Raw genomic sequence first — 17,691 nt, 5'->3', positions numbered from 1 at the left:
CTCTCAAGAGGCCGCTATGAGCCCGCATGCAGCCAAACGAGGCTGTCAGCCGCCGAAACGTAAAATTCAGTAGCCATTCACGGCGGCTTGGGCATTTAGGCGGCATTAAGAGAGTTCATGGCATGCCCCGCCGCCAAGGGCGAACGACCGGCCGCCAGCTGGCCGGATTTACGACAAATGGAAGAGAAATGATAACGACCAGTCCCCCGGGATCGATCGCAATGCCCAACCGGATGTCCGCTGTGCTGGCGCTGGCCGCCGCAGTCGGTCTTGCTGTGCCGGTTTCGGCGCAGCGCGAATATCGGAACGAGATTCGCAATGAAATGGGCCGCTGCTCCGCCGACAAGGGGCCAGGGCTGATGGTCACCGTCGACGGCATCAAGGCCTCGTCGGGCAAGGTGCGCGTGCAGGCCTACCGCGCCAATGCGGGCGAATGGCTGGTGAAGGGCAAGTGGCTCTCGCGCATCGAAGTGCCGGCGCGCGCCGGCAGCATGAGTTTCTGCGTGCCACTGCCGGCTTCAGGCAGGTATGGCGTTGCCGTGCGCCACGACGTGAACGGCAACGGCGAGACCGATATCCGCACCGATGGCGGGGCGATGTCGAACAATCCCTCGATCAACATCTTCAACCTCGGCAAGCCCAGCTACACCAAGGTTGGCGTGCCGGTGGGCGGATCGGTCAAGTCGATCCGCATCCAGATGAAGTATATGTAACGGCAGGGGCGGGGGCAGGCTTTCGCCCCCGCCTCAACGCTTCGCCATGATCGTCCGCGCATCCGCGAGGTCGGCGGGCTTGTCGACGTCCACCGCCGCCAGACCGTCGCGCGCCGCGACGAGGCTGGCGGTAACGCCGATGCGCTTGCCCAGCCTTGCGATCGCCGCCGCCAGCGTCAGCCGGCCCAGCGCATAGCCCAGCAGCATCCCCAGACCCAGCCGCGCGGCGATGCGCCAGGGACGCTTGCGGTCTGCCTCGACCATCTTCCAGGTCTCGATCGCCAGCCCGGCATTGCCGCTGGCGAGCAGGAACAGGTTGCATCCCGACCACTGTCCGTCTGCAAAGCGCAGATAAGTGCGCTTGCTGCCGGGCATGGCCGCCTCGATCGCCTCGCGCCGGGCGAGCAGGATCGCGACGTCGCTGCCTTGCGGCGTATCGTTCAGGAAATCGCGCACCCATTCGCCGCGCAGCAGCGCATGGTCGCTGGTGGTGACGAGCAGCGGCGCGCCCAATGCCTCCAGCCCGATTGCCACGCTGGCACTGGGCCCGGTGCCGGTTGCCAGAACCTCGCAGCCGAGCAGCAGGGCAAGATCGCGCACCGCGTCGTCGCTGGCCGAAACCGCGATCCGGCTGGTCCCGGCCTCGCGCAGGGCGTGGACGACATGGGCGAGCATCGGCTGCCCCGCGATCTCTACCAGCGACTTGTGCGCCACGCCCTCGGCCTTCGCGACCGGATCGGGCGCACCGGGGCGTGAGCCGGCGAGGATGAGGGCTGCGGGCTGGGTCATCGGGCCTTACCTTCCGCATTCGCCAGCGCCTTGCGGCCGCGCCAGACCTGCCACAGCACGCCCGGTGCGCTCAGCACCGGATGACGCTCTCGCCAGGGAGTGATCGTGACGGGGACGCCGGTGTGACGCTCGATCTTCCAGGCGGCATAACGCGATGCGCCCTCGAACGTGGTCGAGGCCTTGAGCAGGCGCATGACGTTGTAGGGCTTGCCCAGCCGTTGGCGGCGCTTCCACCAGGCCAGGGTCCGGGCACGGTCACGCGCCGTGATTTCGGGGCGGATCGTGCCATTTGCGCAGCGGGCGAAGCGGATCGCCTGGGCGCTCAGTGCCAGCGGCAACAGCCCGTCGAAATGAGCGCGGTTGGCGGCAAGGATCGAGTCTTCGCGGCCTGCCTTTTCAACGCGGAATTCGGCGGCATAGGTGGCCCGGAACAAGGCGCGCCAGTAATCCTCTGGCGTGCCCGCCTCGGGGCCGAGGGCCACGGCGAGCCGCGCTGCGGTGCGCGCCGCCTGCGCCACGGCATCTGCAACTAAGGCGCCGGCGCCCTCGTCCTGCTGCCATGCAAGGCCGCTGGGCTGGACGAAGCGGGCCCAGATCGTGGTGTCGAGCCGCGCTCCGGCGGCGGCGGCGCGGAAGGTTTCCATCGCCATGGTGGCGACTTTGGCGCGCAGGGGCACGCCGTCATGGACCCATTCGTGATAGCTGACGCGCGGCCAGATCCGCTCGACCTGCGGGCCGGGCAGCAGCACGTAGAAATCCAGCACGCCTTCCAGCGATCCGGTGCGCAGGTTCGAGCCGTAGAACAGCACGCCCAGCGCGCCGGCGTCCCGCGCCAGCCGCTCGGCGAAGGCACGCACCGGCGCAACCACATCGCGCGCCAGCGCGGCCGCCGTGCGGTCTGCAAGGGTTTCGGATCCGTAGAGGTCGTCGCTCATTCGCGCGTGCATCGTGCAGGCCTGCCGTCAATGCAAGCCCGGGCCTGCGTCAGGGCACCACGAAGTTGATCTGCGGGCCTTCGTCCAGCACGTAGCGGCCGGCGGGGAAAGCCTCGCCGTCGAGGATGAACGTGCCGCCGATGTCGAGGTCGATATTGTTCACGCTGAAACGCTTTGCGCCGTTGCGGGTCAGGAACTTGCCCTGAAGGCCGAACATGAGCGCGGGCAGCAGCGCGACAATCCAGCGTACCGGCGAGTCCATCACCGCCAGCTTCAGGCCGGCGCCGGGATTGCGCCCGAACGGCCGGGCGCCCAGAGGGAAACGCTCAAACGTGGTGGCGAAAGTCAGGAAGCGCTCACCAGGGTTGCCGCGCCCATCATAAGGCAGGTGGCGGCCGCTGCGGCGGTCGATGATACGGGTAGGGGTGCAGGCGCGCCAGACATTGCCAGTGCGGCCGAACAGGGCGCCGACGATAGCGGCCAGAATGGATAGTCCCACGGCAAAACTGTTGAAGGCGCCGCGGCGGTGGGCTTCCTGCCCGGCCTCGGTCGCCAGCGCGAAAATGCCGGTGCCCAGCACGAAGCCAAGGACACCGCGTCCCTTGCCATCGGCGGGGGTGAGGCGCATCGGCCGGCGCGCCAAGGTTTCACCCCGGTGTGCCGCAGCCATCGCCTGCGTCAGCGACCAGTGGTTGGGCAGGCCCAGATCGACGGCAAGCGCGTTGGTCTTGCCCTTGGGCAGGACCACGAAGGTCGGCCAGTCGTCGCCGAAGATATCGGCGCCGCAGGACAGCACATCGCGCACGGTGCCGTCGCCGCCGTCGACCACGAGGTAGTCGATGCCGCGCCGCGCGAATTCCGCCAGCGTGTAGTGCAGTTCCTCGCGGGTGCTGGGCGTTTGCGTCAGGATGTTGGAGCAATCCGCCATTTCGGGCGCCTTGCCCTTATTGCGGTGGCTGCGCGGATTGCGCACGATGCCGACGAGCGGAACCGCCCGTCCACGGCGTGCCGGGCGGACCGTGTGGGCGCCGCCGTGGCGGCCAAGCTCACCGAAGATCGGCAGCGTCTCGAATTCGTAAATGCTTCCGTGCACGGGCGCTATCTAGTGACGCCCGTCCGCAAAATCACCAAGAAACATGCTCTGACACATTAAAGTTACAGTTCGATGGCAGCTGTTGCCGTGCAGACACGTTTGCCTCGCTGCAATTGCCAGCCTGTGTGCGACCGACTACGGGCTGGGGCCATGGTGCAGGAAAAGCAGGCAATGCCGGTCGTGACGATCGGCGAGAATTTCGTGAAGCTCTGGGGTCTGACGATGGCCCGGCGCGTGGCGCGGATCGCGCGGGCGGCGGGGCTGGTTTCGCTGGACGAGGTGCCCGCAGGCCCCGCAATCCTGTCCAACGCGGCACATGCGTGGGACCCGGCGTGGTTTGGAAACATCACCGGCCGGCCCGGCGTGGTGCTCACTTTGAAGGGCGTTCCGGCGCTCGCCCATGCAGCCGACGGGGCGCAGGCCGCGCGAATCGCGCAGGCGATGGCGCAGGGTACGCCGCTCACCGATACCTCTGGTCTGGACGTCATCGCCTACGAGGACGGCCCGACAGTAGAAAACAAGCAGCTTAGAAAGCGCGAGACGCCTTTCCTCATGCCGCTTGTCCCCGAAACGGTACGTGCGATCGAGCGGGCCAGCTATTTCGGCGCCTACAAGGGCGTGACCGACGTGCTCACCAAGTACCTCTGGCCCGAATGGGCACTGGTCATGACCCGCATCTGCGCGAAGTTGGGTATCACCCCCAACATGGTGACCAGCGTGGGCGCAGTGTTCTGCGTCGTGGCCACCGTGCTGTTCGCCTATGGCCACTATTGGGCGGGCATGGCGACGGGTCTGGTGTTCATGGTGCTGGACACCGTGGACGGCAAGCTGGCGCGCTGCACGATCACGTCCTCGGCCTGGGGCAATGTGTTCGACCACGGCATGGACCTTGTCCACCCGCCGTTCTGGTGGTGGTTCTGGGCGACCGGACTAGGGTTCTGGGGCATGGCCTATGATCCGGTCACCTTCTGGTGGGTGCAGGGCGCGATCCAGGGCGGCTATATTGTCCAGCGTCTGATCGAAGGCGCTTTCATGCGCCAGAACGGCATGATGCACATCCACGTGTGGACCCGTTTCGACAGCCGGTTCCGCCTGATTACCGCGCGGCGCAATCCGAACATGGTCATCCTGTTCGCCTTCATGGTCTTTTCGCGGCCTGACCTCGGCCTGATCGCGGTGGCCTGGTGGACGGCGTGCTCGTGCCTGATCCACGCCGTGCGGCTGGTTCAGGCCTGGACCTTGCGGGCGCGCGGCGGCAAGATCACTTCCTGGCTTTCGGAAGGCTGAGCATGCACGCGACGATCGAAAAGTTCGGCTGGCCCGCGACTCTGGTGGCACAGTTCGATCACTGGGTCGTGCTGGCAAGGCCCTCGCAGCCCACGCTCGGTTCTCTGGTGCTGGCCGCAAAAAGCGATGCGACCGCTTTCGGCGACCTGCCGGGCGAGGCTCATGCGGAGTTGAAGATCGCTACCGCCGCAATCGAAGCTGCGCTGGGCAAGGCGGTGGGCTATGCGAAGATCAACTATCTGATGTTGATGATGGCGGACCCGCAGGTCCATTTCCACGTCATCCCGCGCTACGAAGGCGCGCGCGAGTGGCAGGGCCGCGAATTCGTCGACTGCGGCTGGCCCAAGGTGCCGGACCTCGGCCATGCCGTAGCGCTGGAGGGCGAGGCCCTCAAGGCGCTGACGGCATGGCTCAAGGGCTATTTTTCAGGTTAGGCCTGCCCTCAGGCCCAGGTATCGGTCAGCTTCGTCGCGATTTCGATGTCGTTGAGGAAGTCCACCTCGGCCCAGTCCAGCCCCTCGATCGAAACGGTGCCGACCTTGCCGGTGGGGGCGATCGAATCGATCACCTTGAGATACCAGTGCTGCACGCCCTCAGGCGTGCGCATGGCCTTGCGCACCGTTTCGCGGAACAGTTCGACGCCTTCGCCCCGGAAGGCGAGGAAGCCGATCGATTCGGCGTTCGACTGCGCGGCGGTCAGCGTCTTGCCAATATGAACGAGGCGCCCTTCCTGCGTGCGTTCGACCTTCATGTCGTCGCTGTCGTAGCCGTCCGCCTTGACGTCGACAGTGACGGTCACTGGCCAGGGCTTGCCGTCGGGACCAAGCGAGCCTTCCAGCACCTTGCGCACGATATCCTCTGACACCAGCGTGTCGCCGTTGAGGATCAGGAAGTCGCCGCGCATCGCCTCACGCACGATCCAGCAGGAACCGAGGTTGTCGGCCACCTTGTAGAAGGGGTTGAAACGGATGGCGATTTCCACGCGCGGATCGCGGATCGCGGCGAGATGCGCCTCCAGCATGTCGGTCATGAACCCGGTGACCACGTCGATCCGCTTCACGCCGCAGCGGGCCAGCATCTCGATCTGCCATGCAATCAGCGAGCGGCCCGAGAAGTCGATCAGGCACTTGGGACGCTCTGCGGTAAGCGGCAGAAGGCGCGAGCCCTGGCCGGCGCTGAGAAGGATGGCGTGTTCTATCATGTTCAGGTTCAGTCTGCCCAAAGGCGATTAGGGGGGGAGCAGCGCCATCTAGCGATTGCGGCGCCAAAGGAAAAGCTCTGGCGGGGGCGGACCCGAAAACCTTCTTCCCCGCAACTACGAGTGATCCCTTGCAAGTGACAGCCCCCTCGTCCAAATGCACCCCGATGCCCGCCAAACGCGACCGCCAGGAGAGTGCCACTCCGTTAGGGCGGATACTCCAGAACACCGCCTGGCTGCTTGGCGGAAAGGGCTTCGGCGCGATCTGCGGCCTGGCCTACCTTGCCATCCAGACCCGTACGTTGGGCCTGAAGGACTTCGGCCACTTCGCGCTGATCTTCGGCACCGCGCAGGCGCTAACCTCGATAGCCGGCTTCCAGAGCTGGCGCGTGGCGGTTCGCTACGGGTCGGAGCATGTCCACAACAAGGACTGGGGCAAGTTTGGCCGACTGGCGATGCTGTGCGGCATGATCGATGCCGTGGGCGCGGTGATCGGCTGCATCTTCGCTGCGGTCGTGATCTTCGGTTTCGCCCATGTGCTGGACCTCAATCCCAAGTACGTCGACGTCGCCTTCTGGTATTGCTGCATCTCGCTGTGGGCGCTGGTTTCCGCGCCTACCGGCGTGGTGCGCGCGCTCAACCGGTTCGACATGGCGGTCTATGTCGAGGCGATCGTGCCCAGTGGGCGGCTTGTCGCCGCGCTGATTATCTGGGCGACGGGGCCTTCGGTCGGGCGGTTCCTGGCGGCGTGGGCTGCGGTCGATATCCTCGAAGCTGTACTTTACTGGTACATGGCGCGCAGGCTCAGTCCTGAATCGGTACGCCTTTCCAACTTGGGCAAATGGCGGCAGGCGCTGGCGGAGAACCCGGGCGTAGCGCGCTTCTTTCTCATTACCTACGGGGGCTCTTCGATCGACGCGGCCATGAAGAATGGTCCGCTGCTGATCGTCGGCGGCTGGGTGGGCACCCGCGCGGCCGGTCTCTACCGCCTTGCCTCGCAGCTTTCGCAGGCGCTGAGCAAGCTTTCCACGCTGCTCACCCGATCGGTCTATGCCGAAGTCGCACGCGTGCGTGTCGCCTCCAAGGCCGAGGAATTCCGCAAGCTGGCGGTGCAGACGACGATGATCGCCGGTGTTGCCGGGCTTGCCGTGGTCGCCATCGCGGTACTCGCGGGCGAGCAGCTGCTGGCGATGATCGGCGGCGAGGCTTTCGAAAGCGGCGCAGGCATTCTGGTGCCGCTGGCCATCGCCTCCAGCTTCGACCTGGCCAGCGTGGCGTTCGAGCCGGTGCTGCATTCGACTGGCAAGGCGCGGCACTCGCTGGTGGCTCGGCTGATCGCTGTGGTCGCGCTGGGCTTGGGCCTTTGGCAGTTCATCCCCATCGGTCCCAGCGGCGCGGCCTGGGCCGTGGCCCTTGCCGGGGCGGTTTCCTACCTTGTGATGGGCCTGATGGCCTGGCGCACCCTGCGCCAGGTCGAGGCTGGCAAGATCACCGTCGGCGTCGAGGACGAACCGCTGGAGTAAGCCGCGCCTATCCCTTCACGTCCGCCCATTCCGGGTGGCGCTGGAAGGCAACGGCGACGTAGCTGCATACCGGCCCGATCTTGAACCCGTTTTCCCGTGCGTCGGCGACCATCGCCTCAACCAGCCTTCCCGCCACGCCGCGCCCGCCGATCTCCTGCGGCACCAGCGTGTGTTCGGCGTAGTGGACGCCGCCGCGCGCCGTCCATGTCAGGCGGCCGATCTGGTCGCTGTCCGCCACATGGGCATGATATTCGCCGGTGGAGCCGGTTTCGTGCTTGGTGATGGTGACGCCGACCATGGGTGGTTCTCCTCTTCGTGTTCGATGGGGCGATGTCTGATGGGCGCTTGACGCGGGCCGCGCGCCCTTACAGGGCATATGGCCATGCAGTTCACCTCCGACAATGCCGCCGCCGTGCATCCCGCCGTCTGGAAGGCGATGATGGCGGCCGACGCCCCTGATGCGCCTTACGATAACGACGCGCTGAGCCGCCGACTGGACGGGGCGTTCTCCGCGCTGTTCGGGCGCGAGTGCGCGGTGCTGTGGACCGCGACCGGCACGGCGGCCAACTGCCTCGCGCTTGCCTCGCTGGTGCAGCCGCATGGCGCCGCCGTGTGCCACCGCGAGGCGCATATCGAGATGGACGAGGCCGGCGCGCCCGGCTTCTTTCTTCACGGCGCCAAGCTGCTGCTGGCGGACGGCGCCAGCGCCAAGGTAACGCCGCAGACGCTGGCGGCGGTGGTCGATATCATCCGCGACGACGTCCATCAGGTTCAGCCCCACGCGATCTCGATCACCCAGGCCAGCGAATATGGCTGCGTCTACCGCCCGGACGAGGTCGCCGCCATCGCCGCCTTCGCAAAAACACGCGGGCTCGGTCTGCACATGGACGGCGCCCGCTTCGCGAATGCGGCGGCGCATCTGGGCTGCACCCCGGCCGAGGCGGCGGGCGATGTCGACGTGCTGAGCTTCGGCTTCGTCAAGAACGGCGGGATGAGCGCCGAGGCCATCGTCTTCTTCGATGTCGAGGCGGCAAGGGCGATCCGCTATCGCCGCAAGCGGGCCGGGCACCTCCAGTCCAAAGGCCGGTTCATGGCCGCGCAGATCCTGGCCATGCTTGAAAACGACCTGTGGCTAGACAATGCGCGCGCCGCCAACGCCGCCGCGGCCGAGATCGCCGCCGCCGCGCCGGGCCGCCTGCTCCATCCGGTCGAGGCGAACGAGGTGTTCCTGACCTGCACCGCCGCCGAGCGCGAAGCCCTGCGCGGCGCGGGCTTCGCTTTCTACGACTGGGGCGCCGATGCAGCGCGGCTGGTGACTTCGTGGGACGCACGGGCCGAGCATGTCGGCCCGCTGGCGAAAGCGATCGCATCCTTATGAGCGTGGATGCTTCGGCGCAGTCGATGCTGCGCCCGGCAGTGGCGCTGCCGTTCCTGCTCGTGGCGCTGATATGGGGGTCGACCTGGTGGGTGATTACCGGCCAGATCGGCCATGTTCCGGCCAGTTGGTCGGTGACCTGGCGCTTTGCCCTGGCGACCCCGGCGATGTTCATCGTCGCCGCCGCGATGCGCCGCAACCTCAGGATCGGGAGAGAGGGCCACTGGCTGGCCTTCCTCGTCGGCGTGACGCAGTTCTGCGGCAACTACAACTTCGTCTACCGCGCCGAGATGTACCTTACCTCGGGCATCGTCGCGGTCATGATCGCGCTGTTGCTGGTGCCCAACACCGTGCTGGCGCGGGTCATGCTCAAGCAGCCGATCCTGCCCCGCTTTGCCGTTGGCAGCGCCGTCGCCATCGCCGGCATCGCCCTGCTGCTGCTTCACGAAGCGCATGAAGCGCCGCTGGGCGACAAGGTCCTGCTGGGCGTGATCTTCGCCCTGATCGCGATGATGTGCGCCTCGGTATCGAACGTGATCCAGGCCAACGAGGTCGGCCAGCGCCTGCCGATGGTAAGCCTGCTGGCATGGGCGATGCTCTACGGCACGCTGTGCGACGCCGCGCTGGCCTTTGCCATTGCCGGGCCCCCGGTGCTGCCGACCGATGGCGGATACTGGCTGGGCACCGCCTATCTCGCCCTGTTCGGTTCGGTGGTGACGTTCCCGCTTTATTACACGCTGATCCGCCAGCTGGGCGCCGGGCGCGCGGCCTACAACGGCGTTGCCGTGGTGGTGATCGCGATGCTGTTTTCGACGGTGCTGGAGGGTTACCGCTGGTCGCTGCTGGCAGGAGCCGGGGCGGTGCTGGCCACGGCGGGGCTGGTTGTCGCCCTGAGCGCGCGAAGGCCCTCGACGTAAGTGGGATAGCGCGGCCGCCAGCCCAGCACGGCTTTGGCCTTGCCGTTGGTGACGCGCCGGTTCTCCGCATAGAAAGCCTGCGCCATCGGTGAGAGGTTTGCCTGCTCCAGCGATTGCAGCAGCGGCGGCCGCGTCCCGGTAAGGCGGCAGGCCTCCTCCACCAGCCGGTTCTGCGCGCAGGGCAGGTCATCGGCAAGGTTGTACGCTCCGCCCGGCGCGGCGATGCCGGCGAGCACCCCGGCGGCGATATCCTCGACATGGACACGGCTGAACACTTGCCCGGGTAGGTCGATGCGATGGGCGCGGCCCTCGGCCAGCCGCTCGAAGATCGAGCGACCGGGGCCGTAAATGCCGGGCAGGCGGTAGACCCGTGCCCCCAGCGCCTGCCATGCCGCGTCCGCTTCGGCCCGCGCGGTGCGGCGGCCGGTGCCGATCGGCGCGCTTTCGTCCACCCAGGCGCCGCCGGTGTCGCCGTAGACCCCGGTGGAGGAAAGATAGGACAGCGCCCTTCCTTTCAGCGCATCCGCGTAAAGGTCCAGCACCGGGTCGAGCGGTTCGCCGCGCCCCTCGCGGCCCGGCGGGACGGAGGAGAGCACATGGTCGGCATCGGCCAGCGCCATCCGCACATTACCCGCGTCATCGAAGGCGAGAGTGCCTTCGCTGCCCGTCGAGATCACTTCCCAGCCGCGCCGTTCGAAGCGGGCGGCGATGAAACGCGCGGTGTAACCGAGGCCGAAGATGAAGAGGCGGGGCATCGCCCATGCCTACCACCCCGGCGCGGGTGGGCAACCCTCGCACCGAAATCGCATCGCCCGCGCTGGCAATCGACCGCCGAGCCTCTAAGTATGCGGGCATGGATATCGCCAGCAGACCCGCCGAGCCCGTGGAAAACACCCAGATCGCAGATGCCGCGCCGCCGCCGCAGGCCCCGCCGGTTATCCACCGCGAAGATTACCTGCCGCCCGCCTGGCTGATCCCGCAGGTCCTGCTGGATTTCCGTCTGGGCGTGGATGCCACGCATGTCGTCTCGACCCTTTCGGTCACCCGCAACCCTGAGGGTAACGGCACATCGACGCTGCGCCTCAACGGCGATCAGATCGCCCCGCTTGCCGTGCGTGTCGACGGGCGCGAAGTGAACGACTGGCGGCTCGACGGACCTGACCTGCTGGTCGAACTGACCGGCGAGGCGCATAGCGTCGAGGTCGAAACCGCCGTCAATCCGGCCGCCAACAGCCAGCTCATGGGCCTTTATGCCTCGAATGGGATGCTGTGCACCCAGTGCGAGGCGGAAGGGTTCCGCCGCATCACCTTCTTCCCCGACCGTCCCGATGTGCTGTCCACCTATTCGGTGAAGATGCGCGGCGACAAGGCGCAGTTTCCGGTCCTGCTGGCGAACGGCAACTGCACCGCCACCGGCGAAGGCGAGGACGGCACCCACTGGGCCGAGTGGCATGATCCCTGGCCCAAGCCGAGCTACCTTTTCGCCCTCGTCGCGGGCGATCTGGTCGCCAATCACGATACGTTCACGACCATGGGCGGCCGCAAGGTGGACCTCAACATCTGGGTCCGCCCGGGCGACGAGGACCGCACCCAGCACGCGATGGACTCGCTGATCAATTCGATGAAGTGGGACGAGGAAGCCTTCGGGCGCGAATATGACCTCGACCTGTTCAACATCGTCGCCGTGTCCGATTTCAACATGGGCGCGATGGAGAACAAGGGCCTCAACGTCTTCAACACCCGCTATGTCCTGGCCGACCCGGAAACCGCCACCGATGCGGACTACGACGCGGTCGAGGGGGTGATCGGCCACGAATACTTCCACAACTGGTCGGGCAACCGCGTGACCTGCCGCGACTGGTTCCAGTTGAGTCTCAAGGAAGGCTTCACGGTGCTGCGCGACCAGATGTTCAGCGCGGACATGGGCTCTGCGGCGGTCAAGCGGATTGAGGACGTGCGCGTTCTGCGTATCGCCCAGTTCCCTGAGGATTCCGGCCCGCTGGCTCACCCGATCCGCCCCGATTCCTATCAGGAAATCAGCAACTTCTACACCGCGACCGTCTACAACAAGGGCGCCGAGGTGATCCGCATGATGCGCACCATGGCCGGGCCCGAGCGATTCCGCGCAGGTACCGACCTGTATTTCGCGCGTCACGACGGCGAAGCGGCCACCTGCGAGGATTTCGTCAAGGCGATCGAGGACGGCGCCGGGCTGGACCTCACCCAGTTCCGCCTCTGGTACTCGCAGGCGGGCACCCCGCAGCTGACGGTGGAGCTGGACCACGATGGTGCTCGAACGACGCTGACCCTGACCCAGGCCGTACCTGCGACGCCGGGACAGCCGGAAAAGCAGCCGGTGCCGATCCCGCTGCGGATCGCCCTTTACGACCGCGACACCGGCGCGCATTCGGGCGAGCAGCTGGTCGTGCTCGACAAGGATACCGGCAGCTTCACCTTCGACGGTTTCGCCAAGCCTCCGGTGCTGTCGATCAACCGCGGCTTCTCCGCCCCCGTCGCGATCGACTTCGCGCGGGCCAACGAGGACCTCGTGTTCCTGGCAGCGCATGACGACGATCCTTTCGCCCGCTACGAGGCGATGCAGGGCCTCGTCGTCCAGTACCTCGTCGCCGGCGTGAGCGGACGGCTTGACGATGCCGCCCGCACCGAAGGACGTGCAGCGATCGGCGCGGCTTTCGCGGCGGTGATCGACGATCCCGAACTCGACGACCTGATGCGCGGCGAGCTCATGATCCTGCCGGCCGAGACCTACCTTGCAGAACAGCTCCTCGTTGCCGATCCCGGCGCCATCCATGCCGAGCGCGAGGCGCTCAAGGCCTGGCTTGGCAGTGAATGCGGCGAGGGCCTGAAGGCCCTGCACGACCGTGCGGCGGCGGTACCTTACGGGCGCGATGCGGCGGCGCGCGGTGCCCGCAAGATCAAGACCCAGGCGCTTACCTTGATCGCCGCCGGTGATCCGGCCGAAGGCGCAAGGCGCGCGCTCGCGCAGTACCGGGCTGCCGATACCATGACCGACCGTCAGGGCGCGCTCATGGTCCTGGCCAGCCTCGACGCGCCCGAGCGGGCCGAGGCACTGGCCGACTTCCACCAGCGTTATACCGGCAATGCGCTGGTCATCGACAAGTGGTTCTCGCTCCAGGGCAGCGCGTTTCATCCCGAGGTTCTGGAGCATATAAAGGCGCTGGCGGGGCACGGAGACTTCACCATGACCAACCCCAACCGGGTGCGCGCGCTCTACATGGCGGCCGCCAGCAACCCCGTCGCGTTCCATGACGAGGGCGGCGAGGGTTACCGCATGATCGGGGAACTGATCCGCAAGCTGGACCCGGTCAATCCGCAGACCGCCGCGCGCTTCGTGCCGGTTCTGGGCCGCTGGCGGCGGATCGAGCCGGTGCGCGCCGCGTTGATGCGCGCCGAACTGGAACGCATCGCCGCGGTGCCGACGCTGTCGCGCGACGTGCGCGAGCAGGTGACCAAAAGCCTTGGCTGATTTCGAGATGGAGCCTGTCGAGGTCAACCGCGCCGACGTGCTCGAGGGACTGCCGCACGGCTTCCTCGGCCGCCGGGGCGGGGTGAGTGAAGGCGATGTCGCAGGTCTCAATGTCGGCCACGGCGCGGGCGATGAGCCAGAGCGGGTCGCCCGCAACCGGGCGCTCGCGGCCGGGGCGGTGTTGCCGGGGGCGCGGCTGGTCACGGTCTACCAGGTCCATTCCGCCGATTGCGTGACGGCAGGCGCGGACCTTTGGCCCGAGGCCGATCGCCCCCACGCCGACGCCATCGTCACTGACCGGCCCGGCCTGCTGCTGGGCATCCTTACCGCCGACTGCGCCCCTGTTCTTTTCGCAGACCGCGAGGCGGGCGTCGTCGGCGCTGCCCATGCCGGCTGGAAGGGCGCGATCGGCGGCGTGACCGACGCGACGATCGCGGCGATGGAGAAGCTGGGCGCCCGGCGCGAAAGCATCGCCGCGGCAGTGGGTCCGTGCATCGCGCGCGCCTCCTACGAAGTGGACGAAGGTTTTCGCGATCGATTCGTCGCCGACCACCCCGTTAACGCGTGCTGCTTCGATGAGGGCCGCCCGGGTCACTACCAGTTCGACCTCGAAGCCTATGTGCTGGGCCGACTGCGCGGCGCCGGGATCGGCAGCGTTCAGGGCCTGCGCCTCGATACTTATAGTGCGCCGCAGCAATTCTTTTCGTTCCGGCGGGCCACGCATCGGTCGGAAGCCAGCTATGGACGGCAGATGTCGTTGATCGGATTGCCCTGATTACTTCGTGATCTATTGATGCATTGCTGCCAGGATGCATCGCCGACCGACCAAAAAGGCGGTTGGCACGGTGGCCTTTCGTGTATATCAGGCCCGCAAAGTCGGGAGAATGTCGGGCAGTGCCCGGTGCGCGAACCGAAACGGGGATACCAGGCTTACCGATGGTCAAGATTGGCCTCCTGTCGGATTCCGACAGTAGGTGGTCGAAAGCAAGGCAAGGGCAAACATGGCAGAAACAGAGGGCGTGCGGCGGCGCGATTTCATTAATATCGCCGCAGTAAGCGCCGCGGGTATCGCGGGCGTGGGGGTCGTAATTCCCCTGGTCAGCCAGATGTCGGCATCCGCAGACGTGCTGGCGGCTTCTTCGACCGAGATCGACATTTCCGCGATTCAGCCGGGGCAGGCGATCAAGGCGGTGTTCCGCAAACAGCCCGTCTTCGTGCGCAATCTCACTCCCAAGGAGATCGAGGAAGCCAACGCGGTCGATACTGCGTCGCTGCGCGATCCCCAGACGCTTGCCGAGCGGACCAAGGAGGGCAAGGAAAACTGGCTCATCACCATGGGCGTGTGCACCCATCTCGGCTGTGTGCCGCTGGGCGCCGGCGAGGGTGAGATCAAGGGCGAGTTTGGCGGATATTTCTGCCCCTGCCACGGTTCTGCCTACGACACTGCCGCCCGTATCCGTAAGGGCCCCGCGCCCAAGAACCTAGAGGTTCCGGAATACGCCTTCACCACAGATACCGTCGTCCAGATCGGTTGAGGCCAAGAGAGAGGATCACAATATGAGCTTTCCCTGGGCCAACGAATACAAGCCAAGCCATCCCTTCATGCAGTGGATGGATGACCGGCTGCCGCTCCCCCGGCTGGTATTCAATTCGGTCGGCGCCGGCTATCCGGTGCCGCGCAACCTCAACTATTTCTGGAACTTCGGTTTCCTGGCCGCGCTGTGCCTGATCGTCCAGATCGTCACCGGCATCGTCATGGCCATGCACTATGCGGCCAACACGGCGGTGGCGTTCGACACCATCGAAATGACCGTGCGCGACGTGAACTGGGGCTGGATGATGCGCTATGCGCACGCCAACGGCGCCTCGATGTTCTTCATCGTCATCTACGTCCACATCTTCCGCGGCTTCTACTACGGGTCCTACAAGGCCCCGCGCGAGATGGTGTGGCTGCTGGGCGTCGTGATCTTCCTGCTGATGATGGCCACCGCCTTCATGGGCTACGTGCTTCCCTGGGGCCAGATGAGCTTCTGGGGGGCCAAGGTCATCACCGGCCTGTTCGGCGCGATCCCCTTCGTGGGCGAACCGCTCCAGCAGTGGCTGCTCGGCGGTTTCGCGCCCGATAACGCCGCGCTCAACCGCTTCTTCTCGCTCCACTACCTGCTGCCCTTCGTGATCCTGGGAGTGGTGATCCTGCACATCTGGGCGCTCCACATCCCCGGCTCGTCGAACCCGACCGGCGTGGAAGTGAAGGCCGAGAGCGACACGGTGCCCTTCTACCCCTATTACGTGGCCAAGGACGGCTGGTTCATCGGCGTGTTCGCGATCGTGTTCAGCCTGATGCTGTTCTACTTCCCGAACTCGCTGGGCCACCCGGACAACTACATTCCGGCCAACCCGATGAGCACGCCTGCGCACATCGTCCCGGAATGGTATTTCTGGCCGTTCTACGCGATCCTGCGTGCCTTCACCCAGGACTTCTTCTTCATCCCGGCCAAGCTGATGGGCGTGCTCGCCATGTTCGGCGCGATCCTGGTGTGGTTTTTCCTGCCCTGGCTCGACAAGTCTCCGGTGCGCTCGGGCAGCTATCGCCCGCTGTACAAGAAGTTCTTCTGGTTCGGCCTGATCCCCGCGATGGCGGTCCTGTTCTACTGCGGCGGCGCCGCGGCGGCAGAGCCCTACGTGATGATCAGCCAGCTCGCCGCGCTGTACTACTTCGCGCACTTCCTGATCGTCCTGCCGATCGTCTCCGCCATCGAGAAGCCGCTGCCGCTGCCTTACTCCATTACCGAGTCCGTTCTCGGTACGGATGAAGCCGCCCAGCTCGCTCCCTCGGGCAGCGTTTGATCAACAGCTAGAACGGAAGACGAAAGACATGGCACGCATTCTCTCGATCCTCGTCGGGCTGTTCTTCACAGTCGCGCTGGCGTGGTCGTTCGGCCTGGGTTTCTACACCTGGGCGACTGACCCGGCAGCGCCAACCGCCGAGCATGAATTCCACCTCCACCCCAAGGAAGTGGCCTTCGCCAGCGACGGCGCCTTCGGCAAGTTCGACAAGCAGCAGCTGCAGCGCGGCTTCCAGGTCTACAAGGAAGTCTGCTCGGCCTGCCACTCGCTCAACCACGTCGCTTTCCGCGACCTGGCGCAGCTGGGCTACTCCGAAGGCCAGGTGAAGGCGATCGCCGCCGGCTTCCAGGTTCCGGGCGTCGATCCCACCACGGGTGAGGCAAACCTGCGCCCCGGCCTGCCGACCGACTACTTCCCCAAGCCCTTCGCGAACGACGTCGCCGCGCGCGCCGCCAACAACAATGCGGTTCCGCCCGACCTGTCGCTGATGACCAAGGCGCGCCACGAAGGCCCCGCCTATGTCTACTCGCTGCTGACGGGCTTCCAGGCACAGCCGGCCGAATTGCTGAAGAAGTTCCCGGACTCCAAGACGCCCAATGGCCTGCACTACAACCCGTACTTCGCGAACCTGAACCTCGCGATGGCGCCGCCGCTGACCGGTGACGGTCAGGTGGAATACGGCCCCGGCAACCCCAAGCCCACGGTAGACCAGATGTCGAAGGACGTTTCCGCCTTCCTGATCTGGACTGCCGAACCCTCGCTCGACAAGCGCAAGCAGACCGGCCTCGCGGTCACGCTGTTCCTGCTCTTCGCGACGGTGCTGGGTTACATGGCTTACCGCAACATCTGGGCCGGCAAGAAGCACTGACCCAGCTGTCCAAAGACTGTTAAAGGCTGCGCGCCCCGCCATCCCGACGATGGCGGGGCGTTTCGCTTTTTGGAGAAGATCAACGTGACCGTCGATGACCTGAAGGCGCTCGTGCGCACGATCCCGGATTTCCCGAAGCCGGGCATCCTGTTCCGCGACGTGACCACGCTGATCGGCGACGGACCCGGCTTCGCTGCCGCCGTCGGCCATATGGCCGACCGGGCAGAAGCTGCCGGGGCGCAGGTGATCGCCGGCATCGAGGCACGCGGCTTCATCTTCGGCGCGGCCATCGCGGTGCGCCTGGCGCTGCCTTTCGTGCCGGTGCGCAAGCCCGGCAAGCTGCCGGTGCCGGTCCTCGCCATCGACTATGCGCTGGAATACGGCACAGATACGCTGGAAGTGGATCCCGGCGCCGTGCCGGACGGTGCGCGCGTGGTACTGGTGGACGATCTCATCGCGACGGGCGGCACCGCCATGGCGGCCGTCGAACTGCTGCGGCGAGCAGGGGGCACGGTCGTCCAGTCGCTGTTCGCGATCGACCTGCCTGAGCTTGGCGGTGCGCGGCGACTACGCGATGCGAAGGTGCCCGCAGATGCCCTGATGTCATTCGACGGGCACTGAGCGGGCCCGTCGAACGA

At 66.2% G+C, this 17,691-nt stretch carries 18 protein-coding genes; 12 read left to right on the top strand and 6 right to left on the bottom strand.

Annotation, left to right across the window (positions count from 1 at the left end):
* The first annotated feature begins 188 nt into the window (after positions 1–188).
* Entirely contained in the window at positions 189–713 is a 525-nt protein-coding gene (locus tag V474_RS14080; RefSeq protein ID WP_059152056.1) for a DUF2141 domain-containing protein, read from the top strand.
* 33 nt (positions 714–746) lie between these two features.
* Here V474_RS14080 and V474_RS14075 read toward each other — a convergent pair whose 3' ends face one another.
* Genes V474_RS14075 through V474_RS14065 form a run of 3 tightly spaced genes read right to left on the bottom strand, consistent with a single transcriptional unit; the run spans position 747 to position 3,530 of the window.
* Positions 747–1,502 carry a nucleotidyltransferase family protein gene (locus V474_RS14075; RefSeq protein WP_059152055.1) on the bottom strand — a complete coding sequence of 252 codons (756 nt, stop codon included), beginning with the start codon at positions 1,500–1,502 and terminating at the stop codon, positions 747–749.
* On the bottom strand, positions 1,499–2,437 hold the full coding sequence (locus tag V474_RS14070) for a hypothetical protein (RefSeq protein ID WP_059152054.1): 939 nt from the start codon (positions 2,435–2,437) through the stop codon (positions 1,499–1,501). Before V474_RS14070 ends, V474_RS14075 begins: the two co-directional genes overlap by 4 nt.
* A 49-nt stretch (positions 2,438–2,486) precedes the next feature.
* Positions 2,487–3,530 carry a diacylglycerol/lipid kinase family protein gene (locus V474_RS14065; protein WP_059152053.1) on the bottom strand — a complete coding sequence of 348 codons (1,044 nt, stop codon included), beginning with the start codon at positions 3,528–3,530 and terminating at the stop codon, positions 2,487–2,489.
* A gap of 150 nt (positions 3,531–3,680) precedes the next feature.
* On the opposite strand from V474_RS14065, the gene V474_RS14060 reads away from it, so the two are divergent.
* Entirely contained in the window at positions 3,681–4,817 is a 1,137-nt protein-coding gene (locus V474_RS14060; RefSeq protein ID WP_059152052.1) for a CDP-alcohol phosphatidyltransferase family protein, read from the top strand.
* A gap of 2 nt (positions 4,818–4,819) precedes the next feature.
* The gene (locus V474_RS14055; RefSeq protein ID WP_059152051.1) at positions 4,820–5,251 is read left to right on the top strand and encodes an HIT family protein; all 432 of its coding nucleotides are present in this window, start codon (positions 4,820–4,822) and stop codon (positions 5,249–5,251) included.
* An 8-nt stretch (positions 5,252–5,259) separates the two neighbouring features.
* On the opposite strand, the gene V474_RS14050 is transcribed toward V474_RS14055, so the two are convergent.
* Positions 5,260–6,018, bottom strand: coding sequence for a phosphocholine cytidylyltransferase family protein (locus tag V474_RS14050; RefSeq protein WP_059152050.1), 759 nt, complete (start codon positions 6,016–6,018; stop codon positions 5,260–5,262).
* Between the two features lie 164 nt (positions 6,019–6,182).
* Here V474_RS14050 and V474_RS14045 point away from each other — a divergent pair, with 164 nt between their 5' ends.
* A complete protein-coding gene (locus tag V474_RS14045; protein ID WP_059152049.1) occupies positions 6,183–7,538 on the top strand; it encodes a lipopolysaccharide biosynthesis protein in 1,356 nt (451 codons plus the stop codon).
* A 7-nt stretch (positions 7,539–7,545) separates the two neighbouring features.
* Here the strand turns inward: V474_RS14045 and V474_RS14040 are convergent, their stop codons facing one another.
* Entirely contained in the window at positions 7,546–7,836 is a 291-nt protein-coding gene (locus V474_RS14040; protein ID WP_059152048.1) for a GNAT family N-acetyltransferase, read from the bottom strand.
* A gap of 84 nt (positions 7,837–7,920) precedes the next feature.
* Here V474_RS14040 and V474_RS14035 point away from each other — a divergent pair, with 84 nt between their 5' ends.
* Positions 7,921–8,916: a threonine aldolase family protein gene (locus V474_RS14035; RefSeq protein ID WP_059152047.1), complete on the top strand. Its 996-nt coding sequence runs from the start codon at positions 7,921–7,923 to the stop codon at positions 8,914–8,916.
* Positions 8,913–9,830 carry a DMT family transporter gene (locus tag V474_RS14030; protein WP_059152046.1) on the top strand — a complete coding sequence of 306 codons (918 nt, stop codon included), beginning with the start codon at positions 8,913–8,915 and terminating at the stop codon, positions 9,828–9,830. Before V474_RS14035 ends, V474_RS14030 begins: the two co-directional genes overlap by 4 nt.
* On the opposite strand, the gene V474_RS14025 is transcribed toward V474_RS14030, so the two are convergent.
* Entirely contained in the window at positions 9,740–10,585 is an 846-nt protein-coding gene (locus V474_RS14025) for a Rossmann-fold NAD(P)-binding domain-containing protein (RefSeq protein WP_059152045.1), read from the bottom strand. The genes V474_RS14030 and V474_RS14025 overlap by 91 nt on opposite strands.
* Before the next feature lie 98 nt (positions 10,586–10,683).
* Here V474_RS14025 and pepN point away from each other — a divergent pair, with 98 nt between their 5' ends.
* The 6 genes from pepN (at position 10,684) to V474_RS13995 (ending at position 17,674) form a co-directional block, all read left to right on the top strand.
* Entirely contained in the window at positions 10,684–13,338 is a 2,655-nt protein-coding gene (gene pepN / locus V474_RS14020) for an aminopeptidase N (RefSeq protein ID WP_059152168.1), read from the top strand.
* 7 nt (positions 13,339–13,345) lie between these two features.
* Positions 13,346–14,113 carry a peptidoglycan editing factor PgeF gene (gene pgeF, locus V474_RS14015; protein ID WP_059152167.1) on the top strand — a complete coding sequence of 256 codons (768 nt, stop codon included), beginning with the start codon at positions 13,346–13,348 and terminating at the stop codon, positions 14,111–14,113.
* Positions 14,114–14,339: 226 nt separating this feature from the next.
* Entirely contained in the window at positions 14,340–14,873 is a 534-nt protein-coding gene (gene petA / locus V474_RS14010; RefSeq protein WP_043978424.1) for a ubiquinol-cytochrome c reductase iron-sulfur subunit, read from the top strand.
* A gap of 22 nt (positions 14,874–14,895) precedes the next feature.
* Complete coding sequence (locus V474_RS14005) at positions 14,896–16,185, top strand: cytochrome b (RefSeq protein WP_043978422.1); 1,290 nt, start codon at positions 14,896–14,898, stop codon at positions 16,183–16,185.
* 28 nt (positions 16,186–16,213) lie between these two features.
* The gene (locus V474_RS14000; RefSeq protein ID WP_059152044.1) at positions 16,214–17,053 is read left to right on the top strand and encodes a cytochrome c1; all 840 of its coding nucleotides are present in this window, start codon (positions 16,214–16,216) and stop codon (positions 17,051–17,053) included.
* Between the two features lie 84 nt (positions 17,054–17,137).
* A complete protein-coding gene (locus V474_RS13995) occupies positions 17,138–17,674 on the top strand; it encodes an adenine phosphoribosyltransferase (RefSeq protein ID WP_059152166.1) in 537 nt (178 codons plus the stop codon).
* Positions 17,675–17,691: the final 17 nt, after the last annotated feature.

The sequence above is a fragment of the Novosphingobium barchaimii LL02 genome (assembly GCF_001046635.1).
GTDB classification, from domain to species: Bacteria; Pseudomonadota; Alphaproteobacteria; order Sphingomonadales; family Sphingomonadaceae; genus Novosphingobium; species Novosphingobium barchaimii.
This window is presented reverse-complemented; position numbering and strand designations above follow the sequence as displayed.